Here is a 14,928-nt window from a genome sequence, read left to right as displayed (position 1 = left end):
CAACGATGTTCTTAATTCGGATAACTCTACTCCCTATTTTTCCTTATGCTACGCCAACTTCACACCAAAAACACGCCACTTTTACGACATAATTGTGAGCTTCGCGTTCGTGAGTCCATTCTTTTACTGTCCTCAATTTGATCAGAGTCCAGCTTGTTCTAATAGGAATTTGTTGAACTCACCAGACTGTATCTCAACAAACATATAAAGCACCCTTTACTTGGGTGCTCAATATGAAGGTACACTGTAAACCATACGACATTGTTGATCCTACTAGTTACAACAAGGCTTACCGCAATGAATCTGAGACTGTGTAACAGAATTGCAGTTAGAATACGAATGCGGATATTGATGTACATGCTGATAATGCTGATGATGAACATTAGTCGTATGCTGCGGATGAATATGCGGCACAATTGTTTTTGAAAAAGTATGAGTTTGACAACAGTTCGTCGGATGCACAATTGGCGGCATCACATTTGTTTTGCAGTGAAACAAGATGACCTCCCCTTTCAATATATAGTTAATTCATTATTAAGCTATGCTATAAAGTGTTTACATGTACTATTACAACAACCTAATTTTGTCCTAATTCATTCTGGAATAGTCCTAAAGTATACAAAAGAGGATCCTAAAGATCAATTCTAGGATCCTCTATAAAAAAAGGAGAGAAGTTATATTATAATTATGTGTTCAATTCATTATTGACAACTTGTTTATTCCTACATCAACAAAATTCCGCAAATGTTCTCATTAACATCAAGAAGCATCCCTGGCGCCCCCTCATCAAAGATGCTTCTTTAAAATGGGATGAAAAGAGAGAATTTCAATAAAGTTTATGCAGGTAGTATCGAAAAAGAAATTTGTCCATCGAGTTTTTATGTATCAATTTCATCCGGAAGTGTGTGTGACTCATCCCTATTACGTGTAAACCTCATAATCAAAACAGAGAACATAAAAAAGCACCCAAATGAAGGGTGCAAAAAAGGGGTAATTCTCGATGTATTTTATTTTATGCAGTAAATCATAAAAAATAAACTTGTCTACTCACTTAATACCAAATTACTCGATCTAAACCAAAACAAAGTGCCAACATTATGCCATAATAGTGTCAAAATCGTTTTCCTGTCACCCTCTGATAATGTTTATGACGGACTGATGTCAGCGTCTTCATTAGGAGAGTACCACGATAAGTTCATTAAGAATCAATTTAAATTGCGTAAGAATACGAAGTGAATAGGTGTCAATTTGTTGGCATCTTCGTATATGCGGGCAAGGATTTGCACCTTGCATGATCGGCATTTCACCACAACGGGCAGCAGCTTACCTGACTTCCCCTTTAACGGTTCCCATGGGTTTTAAAACCTCGCCGAGTCGTATCCGATCTTATGCCTAAGCGTCTACCTATTCCGCCACCGCATAAAAAAGAGCGACCCCACGCATTCGCAGTGCCGCCAATCTGTACATAGTTAAGGTGTAAGGTTCGTTTAAAGAAACGATAAACAAAGAAACATAGTGGGGATGTTCCTTGACTCTATTTTAACCCACAGAAAATAAAGGATTCAAAAAAATTTCTATATTTTCGTTTGTGCCATTCGTGTCATTTCTTCTTTGAATTGCGCCTCATAAATTTGGTCAACAATTTCATTTTTACGCCGGTTGACCTGGGCGAACGATATATTCATTTCATGGCCGATTTCTCTAAGTGTTAAACCATCTAGAAGCCTATTGAAAATATAGGCATTCTTTTCATCCGTGATCACATCTTGATGCTTTAAGATGAATTGGAGATTTTTTTTCATCTTTTCGACTTTTTTATTGTGTTTTTCTATCCTCAAAACTTCCAAATAAACCGGGTCGGATGTATTGCCCTTGGCAGACGGCAACGTGGCTTCAATACCATATTTCGCAGTTAATGATTGGCTACCGTTTACCATCTCTTGACGTTTCATAATGATCAATTGCATCATCCAGCAATAATTTTTAATTAAGTAATGTATCTCGGATTTTGATTTAATCATTATTTTCACCCTTCCTCAGCATACTTTTCAAAACATGATAGGATTTGTTGTCTTTATGAGTTTCAGCGTGGCAAGAAGCGCAAAGCAGTATTAGATTCTCTAAATCTGTCCTTCCGCCTTTCGCATATTCTTTTATATGGTGCATATGCAAATCATCTTTTGATTTACAAACCACACATCTATTCTTACATTTCTTCTTAACTTGTTCTTTTAGATGCTTATTTATTGCTCTGCTGTCATTGAAGTCATTTCTCTTCCCGTCTAATATTTCTCTAAACTGATAGACGTGGTGCATGGTGCAATTTAAATGCAACATATACATCCCTGCCATCGGAGGCGGAACGGGAATGCTATCGTCTTTTTCAATGCCCGCAACATCAAATTTATTACCGGTGACTTTGATCATTTCTTTGATTGATTTTTTCCTAAGAAGTCTCATTCCCATTAATTCAGGCCCATAAATTTCATGCTTCCACCAAGGCATTGCCGTATTGTAAATCGGATCGGAACTATTTTTCTTTCCCATCTCATGTTTCCCCCTTACTGTTTTCTGTACAAATAAAAAACGGACACCAAACAAACAGCGTAAATGCTGTAAGTTCAGTGTCCGCAGGCTTTCCGTCTTGGACGATTATTTTGTTTTCGTTATACCTATATGATACCATAAAACCAAGTTTAAATGTTTCCTGACGGCCGCCGCATGGCGGTTTTTTGTCCTTCATTCTCCTTCCCGGCTACGGCCTCTCATACTTTCCCTTCAAGTAGTTTCAAAATGTCATCGATGTCCTTTTCCTCGATGTAGGTTTTTTTCGCCCTTCGGCATATGAATTTGATTTTTTGCATGGCTGTTACACATTCATGTAAAGCGCGTAAATTCCCGGCGCTCCTCGTCACGGTCAGCCCCTTTTCAGCCTGTTCGATAAGAAAATTCATATCAGCTACTTCTATATCGTAATAGGGCAACGTTTCACCTTCAGACAAAGCCATATCGACGCAATTTGAGTAAGACTCTTTTATTTTTTCCAAACGTTTTTTCTCGTCCGATTTCTCGCCATTAAGTCCGCCCTTCAATTCCATTTCAAATGTAAACTGTTCTTTATTCATCTGCCCGCGTTTCTCCTTCCCGGCTTGGCCGATTAACGTCAATTCGATAAATTGCATTTTACATTTTCCCTTTCAAGAGGGCTGCAGCCCCCTTACTTGATATAAAACGTCTTGGATTCAAACGTCCCGACATAGTTGTTTTTCTTCGCGTCTGTGTAGCAATCGATCTGAATGACATATGATCCTTTCCCGGTGCGCTTGCGAATCTCGTTGACACTGAAAGACTTTAACGGTGTTGAGTGCTTAAAGTATCCCCGCTGCACAAGGTTTGTATCAGTTAAGCCGCCGCCCGAACGTTTTTTATAGACGCCAGCCGTGTAGTAAAGCGTTCCAGAACCCTTCTTTTCCGCCCGCCAGTCAACTGTTTTTGCTCCTGAATAGTAATTCGTGTCGTCGGTGAAAATCCTCGCTGTATGGCCGAATGCTTCCTTTTGCCACGGCGACCAAACAGCCGCCGCAGATTGTGAGAATAAAAGCGTTCCAGAAATCAAGAGTGACAGTGTAACAATGGTTTTGAATAGTTTTTTCATGAGTTATTCCCCTTCCCGGCTCGCGCCGATGTTTATTTCTCTGCATCATGCTCCGCCACGTGCAAGAATATTGCTGATACCATTGGCAAAGAGACTAATAGCATTACAAGCAGTTGTTTGAAGTTTTCAAGATACATATATCCATACAGGACGACGGCGAAAGCACTGATCAGAACCAAGATCAAGCTGTAAAACCAGTTTCTGATCTCCGTCGCAAACACTAATCCAAGGGTGAACACGATAATTGCCGCAGATTCTCCGAGTGTCGGCCGGTATACCCACTGATACCCGATCATAAATACCCCGCCAAGAGCGATTAAACAGCCCTTGATCACGTTTAAACCCTTCACCCTACCTTTCCCCCTTAAATCATGATGAAAGCGACGAGAGAACCGATTATTGATGTTATGCAGATAGCTGTCATGTTATCCCGTAGATTTTTGTTTTCCCTCTCTCCGACCGCTCCCAAAAACGATAAGATAATTATGAGCAGTAGTATGATTTTGAATGCTATGATCATGCCTTCTCCCTCTCTAATTCATCAAATTTCTTCTCTAATTCATCGAATTTTTGTATAGCCGCCTCAAGGTATACCGCTAAATCAATAACCTCTTCCTGAGCGTGCTGCAACCATCCCCGCAAGCTGTACAAATCCGTTTTGACCTCGGTTCCGTATTTCTCAAGCCCCTTTTCTTGCTGTTTTTCTATTTTCTCGAATACGCTTTTTATTATCGGGTTTCTCATCATGCAGCCCTTCCTCTCTTATGATTCTGCCAACCATGGCACTGGACATCTTCACGCTTATTTTCTCGGTGATTTCTTTGATCAAAAGCCCCTGATCCAAATACTTTTTGATTTCGGCCAGCAATTCCGGCGTGCGCTCGATTTTCTTTGTCATTGGCGGGATGCCGAGACTTCTCTTGTATCTCAAGTAGATAGAAAACGTTTTGTATCCGAAATAGTCAGCGATTTCCGGTTCTGTCAGCCCTTCTTTTCGCTTCTCTTCCCATTCCTCACGAGTGAACTTCTTTCCGTGGCGTATTTTTTCGTTTCTGACGCCGTGCTTTTTCTTCCATTGTTTCAAATGCCAGGGCGCGACATCTAATTCGTCCCATGCAATTTCCTCGTCTGTCATTCTTTTGTCTTTCAACTCAAAATACTGCTCCGGCGTGAATCCGATTTCGTCAAGAATGCACATTGTTAATCACCCTCACCCCATTCTTCTGTCTTTTCCATAAGCCAAAGCATTAAGAGGTAGGCTCCTTTTATATCCTTCTTCTCTATTTCAGCCCGAATCATTTCAATAGCGTCACTATAAAATTTCATTTTGTGCTGCAAAACTGCATTTTTCCCCTTGATTTGTTCGTTTTCCACCCACAGCTGCTTAATTTCCTTTTCGCGATGGTCTAGCTGTGCGTTTTCCACCAGTAATCTAATAATTTCTTCTGACAATTCGCTTATAACGATGTCGTGATTTGTTTCATACTCACCATCCAGCCAACACGATCCCTCATCATTTCTGTAAAATTCTCTTTCGTTAGACAAACTGATTTCATACTCTTTCATGCCTGCTGCTCCTTCTTTCCGCCGTCCCAATCCCAATACTTCAAATGCTCATCACTCGGCACGATGGGATGTTTTTTGATGTACGCCTGCCGCTGCTCCTCCGTCATCTTCCAAGTGATTACCTCTCCATGCTTGCTTGAGTTTCTATTTGAAGTCATATCCGTTTCCCCTTTCAGTTTTGTATAGGACGCCGTGCCATCTGCTGAACGGCACTTCCCTTTTTACATCCTGCTTGTTTATGCCTTCCTCAAACACCTGAATGACCTGCAACTCTTCCTGGTCGTAATTCGTGGCCGACCACTGAACAACGCGCCTTGTCATGCCGCAGCCTCCTTAGAAGGGGAGATCTTCATCTGAAATATCAATCGGCTTACCCTCATTGGCAAACGGATCATCAGGAAAGCTATTCCCCTGCTGCCCGCTGCTCTGATTCCGTCCTGCGCTGCCCTGCTGCCTGCTATCAGCCTGACCGCTGCCCTTCGGATCGAGAAACTGCACAGATTCGACGTTTACCTCTGTCACAAACACCCGGCGCCCGCTGTTATCTTCGTAACTGCGTGTTTGTAGACGTCCGTCCACACCTGCCATTGATCCCTTTTTCAGATGATTCGCAATATTTTCAGCCGTATTTCTCCAAGCGACACAGTTTATAAAGTCCGCCTCGCGTTCTCCCTGCTGGTTCGTGAAAGTCCGATTGACTGCTAATGTAAAGCCGGCAACCGGCTGCCCTGATTGTGTATGTCTCAATTCCGGGTCTTTTGTTAAACGCCCGACAAGTACCGTTCTATTCAGCATCTTTTGCATTCTCCTTTTCTATGATTTCTTCCACCGCATCCATAATGCGCCGCACCACTCTCGATCTGTTGGAATCTCCGGTTAAAAGTATTTCGATTTCTAATTTTCCGCCTTCGCTTTCAGTTGTTCTTCTTTTATCCAAATACATCAAATCATTCTTTAAATAACCATTCCACCACATATGGGTGTGCAATTTAACAGTCATTTCCCTATCCCCTTTCGCCTATTTACGACAGGAATCGACATTTTCAGCCGAAATTTTTTACCCGCGCTTCTCAAGCGCAGCCCTTACCTTTTTCAAATCGTATTCTTCTCCGTCGATCTCGACATGCTCCAAATCTTCGTTTAAAAAGCCGTAGCGACGCTTTAAGTCTTCGAGGGTATCTAAACCCCTCCAAAGGGTGTCATGCCCCACAGTGCGCCCGTATTGGTTCTTATAACGGATGATCAGGCGTTTGATATGATCGCCCCCTATTTGAAGCAGTGTTCCAAGTAATCTACCGGGACGCCGCGCCTTGTCCTGATCGGATCACAGTTGAATCTAATTTCCTCGTATGGAATTGACTTTCTGCCGCCGTTCTTGGCTGCGTTCCAGTATTCCAAGAAAAACGGGATGCTCACAAAATAGAATTCTCTTAATCTCGCGAACTCGATCAACAGGAAGGCAATGCCGCCTTGTTTCAGGAAATGGTCGAGATATTGCACTTGATGATCATGAACGTTTTTCAGATCGAATCTTTTCGTTTCTTTGGTGCTTTTCGCGTCGAACGCGATGCCACGGCCTTGCGAAATCCCGTAATAGTCCACCGTGCTTTTTCTCTCGTAGATGATCCGGCCTTTTATGTTTTTGGATGGCGTCGGGACTTCATCGACTAAAGCCCAGCCCTTTTGTTTGTATACTGCGTTTGTGCTGTTGATCAGCATTTGCAAAGCCTTTCCGCGATTGGCGTAATTGATCATTCGGCCGCCTCCTCCGAAAATACTTTCTTATCGATCGCGCCCAATTCATAAAGAAATTCCTCTGTATATTGAATAAGTGAATCGACCGTATCTGCTGAATATCCGTCATTTTCCGCATCAATTTCATGCAAGTCTTTCATAGTGTCAATTACATGTTGAAGTAATGCCGCTTGAATCTTTGTTAGTGTGTGTCCTCTGAATTTTTCCATCATTCCGCCGCCCCCAATAGCTCAGGATTTCGATATACGTCGCCGATGATTTCGATTTCGCCAAGTCGCATCCAAAGGTACCTATCCATCCCTTTTTGATTGCCGATGTATTTCATTTTGTGGATACCGTTTTCCCATTCGATCACATAACGATCAACCACTTTTTTACCGGTCATAGGATTTATATAGGATTCCTCAGCGATGTCTTTTTCGTAAATCTCCCGGTCTGTTTTGTCCTTCAATCCGGTGTATTCTGTGACCGGCGCCTCTTCATCGGTGAAAACTCTCCAATCAGGCAAGAGGATCACACTGCCGTATTGGCTGACATACTCCGTCCGACTTGTGAAATATTCAACCCCCAAACCCTTTTTATGTTCTTCTGACGCTACGAATCTATAATCGCTATTACCTTTCGGATAAGAATTTTCAGAGTAAATCATTTTGTTAACTTGTTTCACAAATGCCCGATATTTTCGTTTTCTCATTCCCCTTACCTCCCGTCATCTTTTAACCATTGTTCGATCTGTTTTTCCCTGTATCCGGCCAGCATAATGATTGACAGCAGTGCCCTCATATCAACTTCCACCATTCGAACACTTTTTTCTGCTCCTTCTTTTTCCGCCCGATCAGCCGTAAGATGAGTCGTTTGATCTTTTGCATTATTTGACTACCTCCTGTCCCGCTTGATTTACTTCGCGATGAATTTCAGATAACGCGTGAAACACCGAATTTTTAACCCGTTCCATTTGTTCAAAAGCTTCATGCGGCGTCATTCCTTCGTCTTCAACTAACCGAGTCACCCCTATCACGATCATCATTGTCCCGGCGCTCCGTCCTATTTCCTCTTGGCTCAATATCATCGGTTTTCTCATCCCTCTACCTCCTGGATGCGTCTTAATTCGCTTGTAAGCTCTTCAAACCATTTCCTATCCTTTACGTCTAGGGCGATGTCTATCAGCGCTCTCAGATCATCCTGAGTGTATTTCGGGGCCGTTCTCGCAGGAATCTTCTTTAAAGTGTAAAAACTCTTCAAATACGTTTGACCGTTTTTCGTTTGAACTGCCGCCTGTCGACTGTGATTGTTAATTCGAATGATGCACCCTGTTATTTCTTGGTACTCGAAATTAATGCATAAGCTAAAGCTAACCCAATCACCCACATTTAGCCTTGTCACCGTAAATACTCCCCTTTCGCTCTTTGAGTATCCCGCGTTCGCATAGATCGACAATCAACAAGAATACTTCCAAAGCCGGGCGTTCAAGTGCCGCCGCTGTTTCTTCGATGGGGACGCCCGCGCGCCAGTCCTCTTTAACTCGCTTCATTTCGTCTTCCGTCCAACCAAACTCGCATTTAGTCAGCATGATGTACATTACGCACTCTTCTCCTGCTGCCACTTTTGAATGATCGCATTAAGCTGACTGATGGTATCTATTAAGTCCTGTTTCTCAATCTTGCAATTCGGGCAGGCATGGAATGCGACCATGCTGGAATTTTTTACCCTGACAACCTTCTGACCGTTGCACAAACTGCACATTGTGTTTCCTCCTTCTAATCAAGTTTGTGGCCTATTTCATAATCAACGCGTTTACACTTGCCGTTTATCGTCTGAATAATTGTTTTTCCATGTTCCGGGGCGTCCGTTTCGTATGCCGTCCCGTTGTTCCCGTCCACCACAATGACGCGGATTTTGCCTTTCTCCATCGTTCCAGTAAAGCTAAGATCATCATTGATAGTTATTGTTTTCGGCTTCACTCAAACCGCCCCCAGTGTGCTATAATTGAATTACCCACAGTTCAGAAAGCATCGAGGCTCCGGCTTTGGTGCTTTTTTTGTTGTCATTGATTCTTTCGTAATCCTGCCAACCTGTGATTTAATTGCATCCTGTCACCTTCGATGATCACGATATAGTCCTCACACATTTCAAAAATCCGGGTTCCGAGCGCCTCGTCTATTTGTACAAGCTGCTCGATATTCCATTCGCTCGATATCATGATTGGTTTGTGATTCAGATAGCGATAATTAATGACTGAGTACGTTTGTTCAACCTGCCAATCTGTTGCCCTTGGCTTTCCGTTCAACGGCTTGAATAGATCGTCTATGAAAAGGACATCGACCTCTTTCATGCGCCGCAACTTCTCTTCCAGCTTTTCGAAATCGTCTTTCAGATCATTGAAACCTTCGACATAGGGGAAATATTGAACAGGTATGTTCTTCGATTTAATCAACTTGTTTGATATGGCTGTGAGAAGATGCGTTTTCCCCGATCCCGGTTGTCCCAAGAGCGCAATACTGTTTCTCCGGTTGTCCCTGATGTTGTCAAAGTCCTTATAGTAATCAACCGCGCACTCGTAAGCCTCAACGATCAGATCGTGTTTCCCTTCTGTAACAAAATTCTTGAATTGCAATTTCTCAAACTCGGCAGTTATGTCGCTTGAGTTCATCAGCTTCCTGATTCGACGCCATTCGACACATTTGCACCTCACCCATACCTCGACGCCGTCCCTTTTTTCCAGATAGCCCAATTCATCTTTACAAGTAGGGCAATCATAATCAGCCTTTTTTTCTGAGGCGTCCGATTCTGTTCCCGAAGATTGGGCTGACCTTTCCCGAAGCTTCTTCAATATTTCCGCCAAAGCTTTGTCCGTATTGTTGGCTGCCATTTCTCCATTCCTTTCTTTCTTCTTCATTCTTCTGAACTGCTAATCTGTCATATTGTTTTCGCAACTTGTCGGGACTGAGAATGTTCTGATACCAGAAATGATGATTAGTAGACCACACGATCATGTCCTGAATCTCTTTTCCTTCCCTGCCGTCCCTCTCCATCATCAACCTGAAAGTATTAGCCCATTTATCAAGGTTTGGTTTTTTCAAGTTCGGGCTGTGTGCCTGTATACACTTCCAAAGCAGGGCGGCCAGTTTCATATGGCTTTCATCAAAAACCAAACGTTTATTATTATTCTTTTCATTCTTATCATTCTTTACATTCTTGTTTGTGTTCACTTGCTGTTCATTTGCTGTTCGTTTGCTGTTCACTTGCTGTTCACTTTGTTGGTACTCAGACCAGTTAGTTATTGATATGACGCTGAATTTGTTGCCTGATTTGATGTTCAACATTTGCCACTTTTCGAAGTTTTTCATGTACCGCCAGACGGTAGAAGGTGAAACTTTTTCAGACGGTTTTACACCCTCGTTAAACTCGGAGGCCAGTTCATGACGGCCCGTTACAAATTCGCCCGGCAGCAGTTTAACCATCTGATTACCTACCAATTGATCATGCTCTTTATGAGTTGCTTTGATTAAGCAAAGCGCCCACAGTTTGAACATATCCGAATTTGCAAAGATAGGATTTTCTTTGATTTTCCTGTGAAGCTTAATCCAACCGCTCAAAGCCCCGGCCTCCTTTTTTCTAAAGATCAATAGTGTTCTTCATCAATGGAAATCCGCATATAATTCCTCGATCTGGTTGCATATCTCGTGTTGCCAATCAACATCATTTGTCTCGGATGCAAGCAACGACAGGTTCTTTAAGGCGGCCACCTTACGACACTTGTTCAAGTTTGCATCCAGACAGATTTTTAGTTCGCTCATTTCCTCCTCAGTCAACGCCCTTTGGTTGCTCTGAATGTTCCATAACTCTGCCAATCTTTGATGTACTCCCCACACGGAACGCTTCTCCTTTCCGGCAAATTGCCGTTTACTTTATTTCCTCAATGAAAATGTGTTCCCAATCGTCGTCACTCTCGTCATAGTTAAATTTGATAAAGGCGTGACAATCCATACTCTCGTAAGCTTCGAAAATCGTTTCATCCGTACGCTTGTCGAATACTCTGAACATCCCGTCTATCTCCTTTCAAAGTGAAATGATGATAAAGCCCATGAACACATACCAACCGAACAGGAGAGCCGCCAGCACGACGGCCGTGATATTCTCGGCTCTTTCCTGCTGTTTCCGCGACATCCGCGCCCATTTGCGGGCGATTTTGTTCATCGTGATGCGCCGCCTTTCTTGATGTTAAGCTGATTGTTTTTCCGCTTTAGCAATCCATTGTTTAAGCTTTCGAATCTTTTGATCAGCCACGCTTTTCGGAACCTTGTCAAAGTCTGCAATTTCAAGACCTGTTAAAACCAGCTTCACACTTCCCTCTCCACGTAAATCAACATAGCTTTGTGCCAGCGATTGAATTTCATCCTTTTGCTCCTGTGTGATCATTTCAGGCGGCTTCGAGGACTCAACCTTCTGTTGAAATGCGTCCGGATCGTCTTGGTCTGTCGGCACATTGAATTGTTTCAGCAAGAAATACTTTTCTGCATAAGTCAGCGCCTTGCCGACACCTTTTTCCCCGCCGATGTCGATACCCTGAGCATAAAAAGTGGTTTTTATTGTTTCATCCGGCTTCTCTACATTTACCCAGGTGTACTCGATGTCCAGTTCGGTAAAATATGTGATCCTGTTTCCGTTCTTCTCCGCTGTTACTTTTTTATCAACGATTGCCGGAATCAGCAGTAACCCAAGTTCGTCTATTTTCTCCCTTATTGCTCCAACTACCTGACTCGAACCGGTGTAATTATATTGATGACCTTGATTCGATTTCTTTAAATAAGGAACAGCCTTCCTGACTTCGACCAACTTTTGATAAATGTTCATCATTCGTTCACCTCGACCGTGAATTTATCTTCCCTGTCAACCACCGTTACGCCGGGGATTAACTCGCCGTCTGCATCTATTAATTTGTCGCCGAACACCTTGGCTTTATTTTTAATAGCCGCCCAATCAACGTCTTTTTTAACCCTGACAAATCCCTTAGATTCTGCGTATTCCAACAAATCATTTTCGTTTCGTTGGTATTCCGGCTGTTGCTTAACAAGCTTGATCGTTCCGTAAGGCAGCTTGATTGTTTTCTTTGGCTTTTTGCCGTTCTCTTGCATCTTTCTGACTTCCTCGCGAATGTATCTTTCAAGACGGTGTTTGTAGAAGTTTTCGCGCTCGACATATTCCTTTTTCTCATCTTCGCGCCAAAGTTTGACTTTCTCCATTTGCATCACGAGACGGTCCATTTGCTTGTCGGCCACCGCATCTATTTCAGCCTGCTTTCTTTTGAAGTAAGCAACACGCCGCTGCGCCTCTGCTGCTGTTTCCAGATCGTGAACCTCGAATATTTCAGGCCCTTCATCTTCCTGCGGCATTGCATCCATTAAATCTTTTTTGATTTCTTCGATTTCAGCCATCATTCAGCACCTTCCTTATTGTTTTTTAGGTGGAAGACTGATATAATTTGTATTTGGAAAGTTTATCTACGCCTTTCCACCAGCCAATTAATTCAACACTTGGTATTTGATCTTGTTGAACCTTTTTTAAAGGTTCTTTTTTTATGCCTCTTCGTCTTCGTTTTCTTCCTCTTCTTCATACCGCAAATAATCCTTTGGATAGCCGTATCGGTTGATTTCCGTGATCATTGGGTGTTCAATGTTCATTTCCATCCGCTCCTTTGCGTGCCTTTAAGTGTTTGTATAGACTTAAAATCACCTTTTCTTCCGAAGAAACCTCTTCATACAGCAGTCGAATCGCTCCTTTAATCTCCTGTTCTGAGTAATTCATGTTTTTGGCATTTCGTAAAAAGTTAGATGCCAATTCATATTTTTTGTGATTCATTTTTGATGTCTCCTTTTGACGTATTGATCCCACGACAGATGCAATTCAGGATAGTTTCGGATTCTCGCGCACCATTCCCTAACCTCGGACGCTGTTGCCGGCCTGTGAAGGTAATGGAGCATCAATGAATCCTCCTTGTCGGCGGTTTAACACACTCAACGTCTATCCCTCTTTTAAAAAACTCTGATGCGATTTCATTCAGTTGTACTACCTTTTCAGGATGCTCCATCTTCTTTAAATCATTGCTGTGTTGGGCTATTGATTCCGCGATTTCTTTGCACCCAACAAAATCCCCATTTTCGAGTGCTGGTATCAATAAATCAAAAACCATATATTGCATTGATCCATAAAGCCTTTGCGCCTTCTCCCTGTCAGACTTCAAAAAATGATTTAAGTTCATTCGAGCCACCCTTTCGCCTTCCATGTAATAGTTGCTTTTTTGTAGCACTCTTTGAGAGAAATGTTGTATTCCTTCGCCAATAAAGCCGCTAAGTTTTTTGCCCATGCCTCCACGTCCAGAAGTTCCTTTATGACCCCTTTTATGCGCTCCCTTTCTTCCAGAGAGATAAGCTTCGGATTCTTTACAAAACTCACCTCGTTAAGCGTCTGGACGGCTTCCTTCGCCTGTGTGACCATGATTTCTTCAAAAGCCAGACGATGACGTTCGACAGAATCCCCGGTGAAGACGGGCGGTGAACAACCATCGCTGAAACTGTTCAGAATCCCCATTGCATAAAACGGTTGATCGAATTTCCTCAGCGACGTTTCCGCCACATCCCACGGCATTTTCCTTGTTCCATTTTTCATTTTGCTAACCATCGACTCGGAAACGTTTAGATCAAGGGCGAGCTGCCCGTTTGTCATGTTCTCCGTTTCAAGTAGATGTGTCAGTGATTTAGACACTATTTCCGGCATTCTTGAACTCTCCTTTGTCCTATGTTCTCTATTTTTCTGTACATATTCTGGATGTATGATTGATATAGAATGAATTAAGCAGATTGCGACTTGATGAATTTATTGACGAAATAAATCTGCCCTTTGCCCGTTACCTTTGGCGTACGTGTGGTTCTGATCGACCCGTCGCCGTTTACAATGGTGCTTTTCTTGATTTCGAACAGCCCCATGTCCATGCTGCGTTGAGTCGGAAGGTTGAACGATTCACCTTTCTTTCGAATCAGATAGCCGTTCTCGCGCAGCCATTTGAATAGTTTGTTTTGGCCGATCTCGACGCCGTTCTGCTTGAGGATTTTCGCTAACTCGCCCACCAGAACGGATGATTCTGACGCTTCGACCGCATCGGCGAAAAGGGCTTTAGGCTTCATGGTTTCGATCTGCTTGCTTTGCTCTTTCATGGTGTGCAAGGTGACTTTGAAAAGCTGTTTCGTTTGTTCGTCAGCCTGCGGCAGATACGTTTGAATGAATAGATCGTCATTCGCTACATAGCCGCCTGTTTTTCTGATAGTCGGGATGACTTCGTGAGTGATCCAGCGTTTGAACTGTTTGGCCTCTGGTTTGTTGCTCGTTAGGATAAGCGAATACAAGCCAGCTTCATTGACAACGGTTGTTTTTTGATTACGGCCTAATGAATCGGTGAGGTAAACTTTACTTACCTCGTCTTCGTCAAGCCGGGACACCGCTACTTTGTGATTTGAATGATTTAGTACATTGCAGACATCCTTTGCGACAAACCAAGGTTCGTTATCCTTAACGACTGTTCGAACCTGCTGATCTTGATAATTGAATACTTTTTGCAGTTGATCCATTCAACTCACACCTTTCTGAAAATAGTTTGTGTTTTCTTCAACCCAAGTTGAATTTTGTTTGATCCATTCAAAAACAAGATCGCGCGGGTATCTAGCTTGAATAGTTTTCAGTTTTGGGAAAGACTCGATTCCGGTTAGTCTTGTCACCGCTGCCGATTTGATTTGGAAAATCTCTTGCAAATGAGTGTTTTTTAATATTGGAGGATACGTGTATTTTTTTGCGCCGTCCTCCACGCCTTGCTGATAAGCTTTTTCGCAAAGCGCTTTAACAATTTCGAAAACCGTTTCGTTCGGCAAGTTATCAAGTGAGATACCGAGATTAGCCAAAGT

33 protein-coding genes are annotated in these 14,928 nt (G+C 42.7%); all 33 read right to left on the bottom strand.

The genetic code is table 11. The annotated features are described in order from the left end of the window. Positions 1 to 273 precede the first annotated feature (273 nt). The 33 genes from H7F26_RS13865 to H7F26_RS13700 all read right to left on the bottom strand — a co-directional run bounded on the left by H7F26_RS13865 (position 274) and on the right by H7F26_RS13700 (position 14,925). Complete coding sequence (locus H7F26_RS13865; RefSeq protein WP_016885832.1) at positions 274 to 498, bottom strand: CotD family spore coat protein; 225 nt, start codon at positions 496 to 498, stop codon at positions 274 to 276. A 1,076-nt stretch (positions 499 to 1,574) separates the two neighbouring features. Then, positions 1,575 to 2,021: a hypothetical protein gene (locus H7F26_RS13855; protein WP_016885833.1), complete on the bottom strand. Its 447-nt coding sequence runs from the start codon at positions 2,019 to 2,021 to the stop codon at positions 1,575 to 1,577. Beyond that, the gene (locus H7F26_RS13850; protein WP_016885834.1) at positions 2,014 to 2,547 is read right to left on the bottom strand and encodes an HNH endonuclease; all 534 of its coding nucleotides are present in this window, start codon (positions 2,545 to 2,547) and stop codon (positions 2,014 to 2,016) included. Before H7F26_RS13850 ends, H7F26_RS13855 begins: the two co-directional genes overlap by 8 nt. 218 nt (positions 2,548 to 2,765) lie before the next feature. Further along, positions 2,766 to 3,182, bottom strand: a complete 417-nt coding sequence (locus H7F26_RS13845) for a hypothetical protein (protein WP_016885836.1) — start codon at positions 3,180 to 3,182, stop codon at positions 2,766 to 2,768. 35 nt (positions 3,183 to 3,217) lie between these two features. Beyond that, complete coding sequence (locus tag H7F26_RS13840; RefSeq protein WP_011197860.1) at positions 3,218 to 3,655, bottom strand: hypothetical protein; 438 nt, start codon at positions 3,653 to 3,655, stop codon at positions 3,218 to 3,220. A 32-nt stretch (positions 3,656 to 3,687) separates the two neighbouring features. Then, complete coding sequence (locus H7F26_RS13835; protein ID WP_016885837.1) at positions 3,688 to 4,005, bottom strand: hypothetical protein; 318 nt, start codon at positions 4,003 to 4,005, stop codon at positions 3,688 to 3,690. Between the two features lie 329 nt (positions 4,006 to 4,334). Beyond that, on the bottom strand, positions 4,335 to 4,853 hold the full coding sequence (locus tag H7F26_RS13830) for a MerR family transcriptional regulator (protein WP_021837344.1): 519 nt from the start codon (positions 4,851 to 4,853) through the stop codon (positions 4,335 to 4,337). Between the two features lie 2 nt (positions 4,854 to 4,855). Beyond that, the gene (locus H7F26_RS13825) at positions 4,856 to 5,221 is read right to left on the bottom strand and encodes a hypothetical protein (protein ID WP_016885840.1); all 366 of its coding nucleotides are present in this window, start codon (positions 5,219 to 5,221) and stop codon (positions 4,856 to 4,858) included. After that, positions 5,218 to 5,379, bottom strand: coding sequence for a hypothetical protein (locus tag H7F26_RS13820; protein WP_016885841.1), 162 nt, complete (start codon positions 5,377 to 5,379; stop codon positions 5,218 to 5,220). Before H7F26_RS13820 ends, H7F26_RS13825 begins: the two co-directional genes overlap by 4 nt. After that, a complete protein-coding gene (locus tag H7F26_RS13815; RefSeq protein ID WP_016885842.1) occupies positions 5,366 to 5,542 on the bottom strand; it encodes a hypothetical protein in 177 nt (58 codons plus the stop codon). The genes H7F26_RS13820 and H7F26_RS13815 overlap by 14 nt, the downstream gene beginning before the upstream one ends. 12 nt (positions 5,543 to 5,554) lie before the next feature. After that, a complete protein-coding gene (ssb, locus tag H7F26_RS13810) occupies positions 5,555 to 6,016 on the bottom strand; it encodes a single-stranded DNA-binding protein (RefSeq protein ID WP_016885843.1) in 462 nt (153 codons plus the stop codon). Then, on the bottom strand, positions 6,006 to 6,221 hold the full coding sequence (locus H7F26_RS13805) for a hypothetical protein (protein WP_016885845.1): 216 nt from the start codon (positions 6,219 to 6,221) through the stop codon (positions 6,006 to 6,008). Before H7F26_RS13805 ends, ssb begins: the two co-directional genes overlap by 11 nt. A gap of 57 nt (positions 6,222 to 6,278) precedes the next feature. Continuing rightward, positions 6,279 to 6,431 (bottom strand): hypothetical protein, encoded by a 153-nt coding sequence (locus H7F26_RS13800; RefSeq protein WP_016885846.1) that lies wholly within the window; start codon positions 6,429 to 6,431, stop codon positions 6,279 to 6,281. A gap of 56 nt (positions 6,432 to 6,487) precedes the next feature. Next, on the bottom strand, positions 6,488 to 6,976 hold the full coding sequence (locus H7F26_RS13795; protein WP_016885847.1) for a Holliday junction resolvase RecU: 489 nt from the start codon (positions 6,974 to 6,976) through the stop codon (positions 6,488 to 6,490). Beyond that, positions 6,973 to 7,188 (bottom strand): hypothetical protein, encoded by a 216-nt coding sequence (locus tag H7F26_RS13790; protein ID WP_016885848.1) that lies wholly within the window; start codon positions 7,186 to 7,188, stop codon positions 6,973 to 6,975. Before H7F26_RS13790 ends, H7F26_RS13795 begins: the two co-directional genes overlap by 4 nt. Continuing rightward, the gene (locus tag H7F26_RS13785) at positions 7,185 to 7,670 is read right to left on the bottom strand and encodes a YopX family protein (protein WP_016885849.1); all 486 of its coding nucleotides are present in this window, start codon (positions 7,668 to 7,670) and stop codon (positions 7,185 to 7,187) included. Before H7F26_RS13785 ends, H7F26_RS13790 begins: the two co-directional genes overlap by 4 nt. Before the next feature lie 174 nt (positions 7,671 to 7,844). Next, on the bottom strand, positions 7,845 to 8,057 hold the full coding sequence (locus H7F26_RS13780; RefSeq protein ID WP_016885851.1) for a hypothetical protein: 213 nt from the start codon (positions 8,055 to 8,057) through the stop codon (positions 7,845 to 7,847). After that, on the bottom strand, positions 8,054 to 8,344 hold the full coding sequence (locus H7F26_RS13775) for an IDEAL domain-containing protein (protein ID WP_080576846.1): 291 nt from the start codon (positions 8,342 to 8,344) through the stop codon (positions 8,054 to 8,056). The genes H7F26_RS13780 and H7F26_RS13775 overlap by 4 nt, the downstream gene beginning before the upstream one ends. Then, positions 8,337 to 8,555, bottom strand: a complete 219-nt coding sequence (locus H7F26_RS13770) for a hypothetical protein (RefSeq protein ID WP_016885853.1) — start codon at positions 8,553 to 8,555, stop codon at positions 8,337 to 8,339. Before H7F26_RS13770 ends, H7F26_RS13775 begins: the two co-directional genes overlap by 8 nt. After that, the gene (locus tag H7F26_RS13765; protein ID WP_162840066.1) at positions 8,555 to 8,719 is read right to left on the bottom strand and encodes a hypothetical protein; all 165 of its coding nucleotides are present in this window, start codon (positions 8,717 to 8,719) and stop codon (positions 8,555 to 8,557) included. Before H7F26_RS13765 ends, H7F26_RS13770 begins: the two co-directional genes overlap by 1 nt. 14 nt (positions 8,720 to 8,733) lie before the next feature. Next, entirely contained in the window at positions 8,734 to 8,937 is a 204-nt protein-coding gene (locus tag H7F26_RS13760) for an XtrA/YqaO family protein (RefSeq protein WP_009328666.1), read from the bottom strand. Positions 8,938 to 9,020: 83 nt separating this feature from the next. After that, positions 9,021 to 9,845, bottom strand: a complete 825-nt coding sequence (locus H7F26_RS13755) for an ATP-binding protein (protein WP_054287410.1) — start codon at positions 9,843 to 9,845, stop codon at positions 9,021 to 9,023. After that, entirely contained in the window at positions 9,736 to 10,572 is an 837-nt protein-coding gene (locus H7F26_RS13750) for a hypothetical protein (protein WP_016885856.1), read from the bottom strand. The genes H7F26_RS13755 and H7F26_RS13750 overlap by 110 nt, the downstream gene beginning before the upstream one ends. 42 nt (positions 10,573 to 10,614) lie before the next feature. Then, on the bottom strand, positions 10,615 to 10,827 hold the full coding sequence (locus tag H7F26_RS13745) for a DUF7667 family protein (protein ID WP_254116647.1): 213 nt from the start codon (positions 10,825 to 10,827) through the stop codon (positions 10,615 to 10,617). A gap of 52 nt (positions 10,828 to 10,879) precedes the next feature. Then, positions 10,880 to 11,020: a hypothetical protein gene (locus H7F26_RS13740; protein WP_016885858.1), complete on the bottom strand. Its 141-nt coding sequence runs from the start codon at positions 11,018 to 11,020 to the stop codon at positions 10,880 to 10,882. Between the two features lie 15 nt (positions 11,021 to 11,035). Further along, positions 11,036 to 11,173 (bottom strand): hypothetical protein, encoded by a 138-nt coding sequence (locus H7F26_RS13735; RefSeq protein ID WP_016885859.1) that lies wholly within the window; start codon positions 11,171 to 11,173, stop codon positions 11,036 to 11,038. 24 nt (positions 11,174 to 11,197) lie between these two features. Then, positions 11,198 to 11,833 (bottom strand): ERF family protein, encoded by a 636-nt coding sequence (locus H7F26_RS13730; RefSeq protein ID WP_200906552.1) that lies wholly within the window; start codon positions 11,831 to 11,833, stop codon positions 11,198 to 11,200. Next, positions 11,830 to 12,414, bottom strand: a complete 585-nt coding sequence (locus H7F26_RS13725) for a host-nuclease inhibitor Gam family protein (RefSeq protein ID WP_021837333.1) — start codon at positions 12,412 to 12,414, stop codon at positions 11,830 to 11,832. Before H7F26_RS13725 ends, H7F26_RS13730 begins: the two co-directional genes overlap by 4 nt. Positions 12,415 to 12,646: 232 nt before the next feature. Beyond that, complete coding sequence (locus H7F26_RS13720; RefSeq protein WP_016885863.1) at positions 12,647 to 12,835, bottom strand: hypothetical protein; 189 nt, start codon at positions 12,833 to 12,835, stop codon at positions 12,647 to 12,649. A gap of 121 nt (positions 12,836 to 12,956) precedes the next feature. Further along, complete coding sequence (locus H7F26_RS13715; RefSeq protein ID WP_016885865.1) at positions 12,957 to 13,235, bottom strand: YqaH family protein; 279 nt, start codon at positions 13,233 to 13,235, stop codon at positions 12,957 to 12,959. Next, the gene (locus H7F26_RS13710) at positions 13,232 to 13,750 is read right to left on the bottom strand and encodes a transcriptional regulator (RefSeq protein ID WP_016885866.1); all 519 of its coding nucleotides are present in this window, start codon (positions 13,748 to 13,750) and stop codon (positions 13,232 to 13,234) included. The genes H7F26_RS13715 and H7F26_RS13710 overlap by 4 nt, the downstream gene beginning before the upstream one ends. 74 nt (positions 13,751 to 13,824) lie before the next feature. After that, entirely contained in the window at positions 13,825 to 14,598 is a 774-nt protein-coding gene (locus H7F26_RS13705) for a phage antirepressor (protein ID WP_016885868.1), read from the bottom strand. Next, entirely contained in the window at positions 14,599 to 14,925 is a 327-nt protein-coding gene (locus H7F26_RS13700; RefSeq protein ID WP_011197842.1) for a hypothetical protein, read from the bottom strand. Positions 14,926 to 14,928 lie beyond the last annotated feature (3 nt).

Source organism: Bacillus sp. PAMC28748, from assembly GCF_014250415.1.
Lineage (GTDB): Bacteria > Bacillota > Bacilli > Bacillales > Bacillaceae > Bacillus > Bacillus licheniformis.
This window is presented reverse-complemented; position numbering and strand designations above follow the sequence as displayed.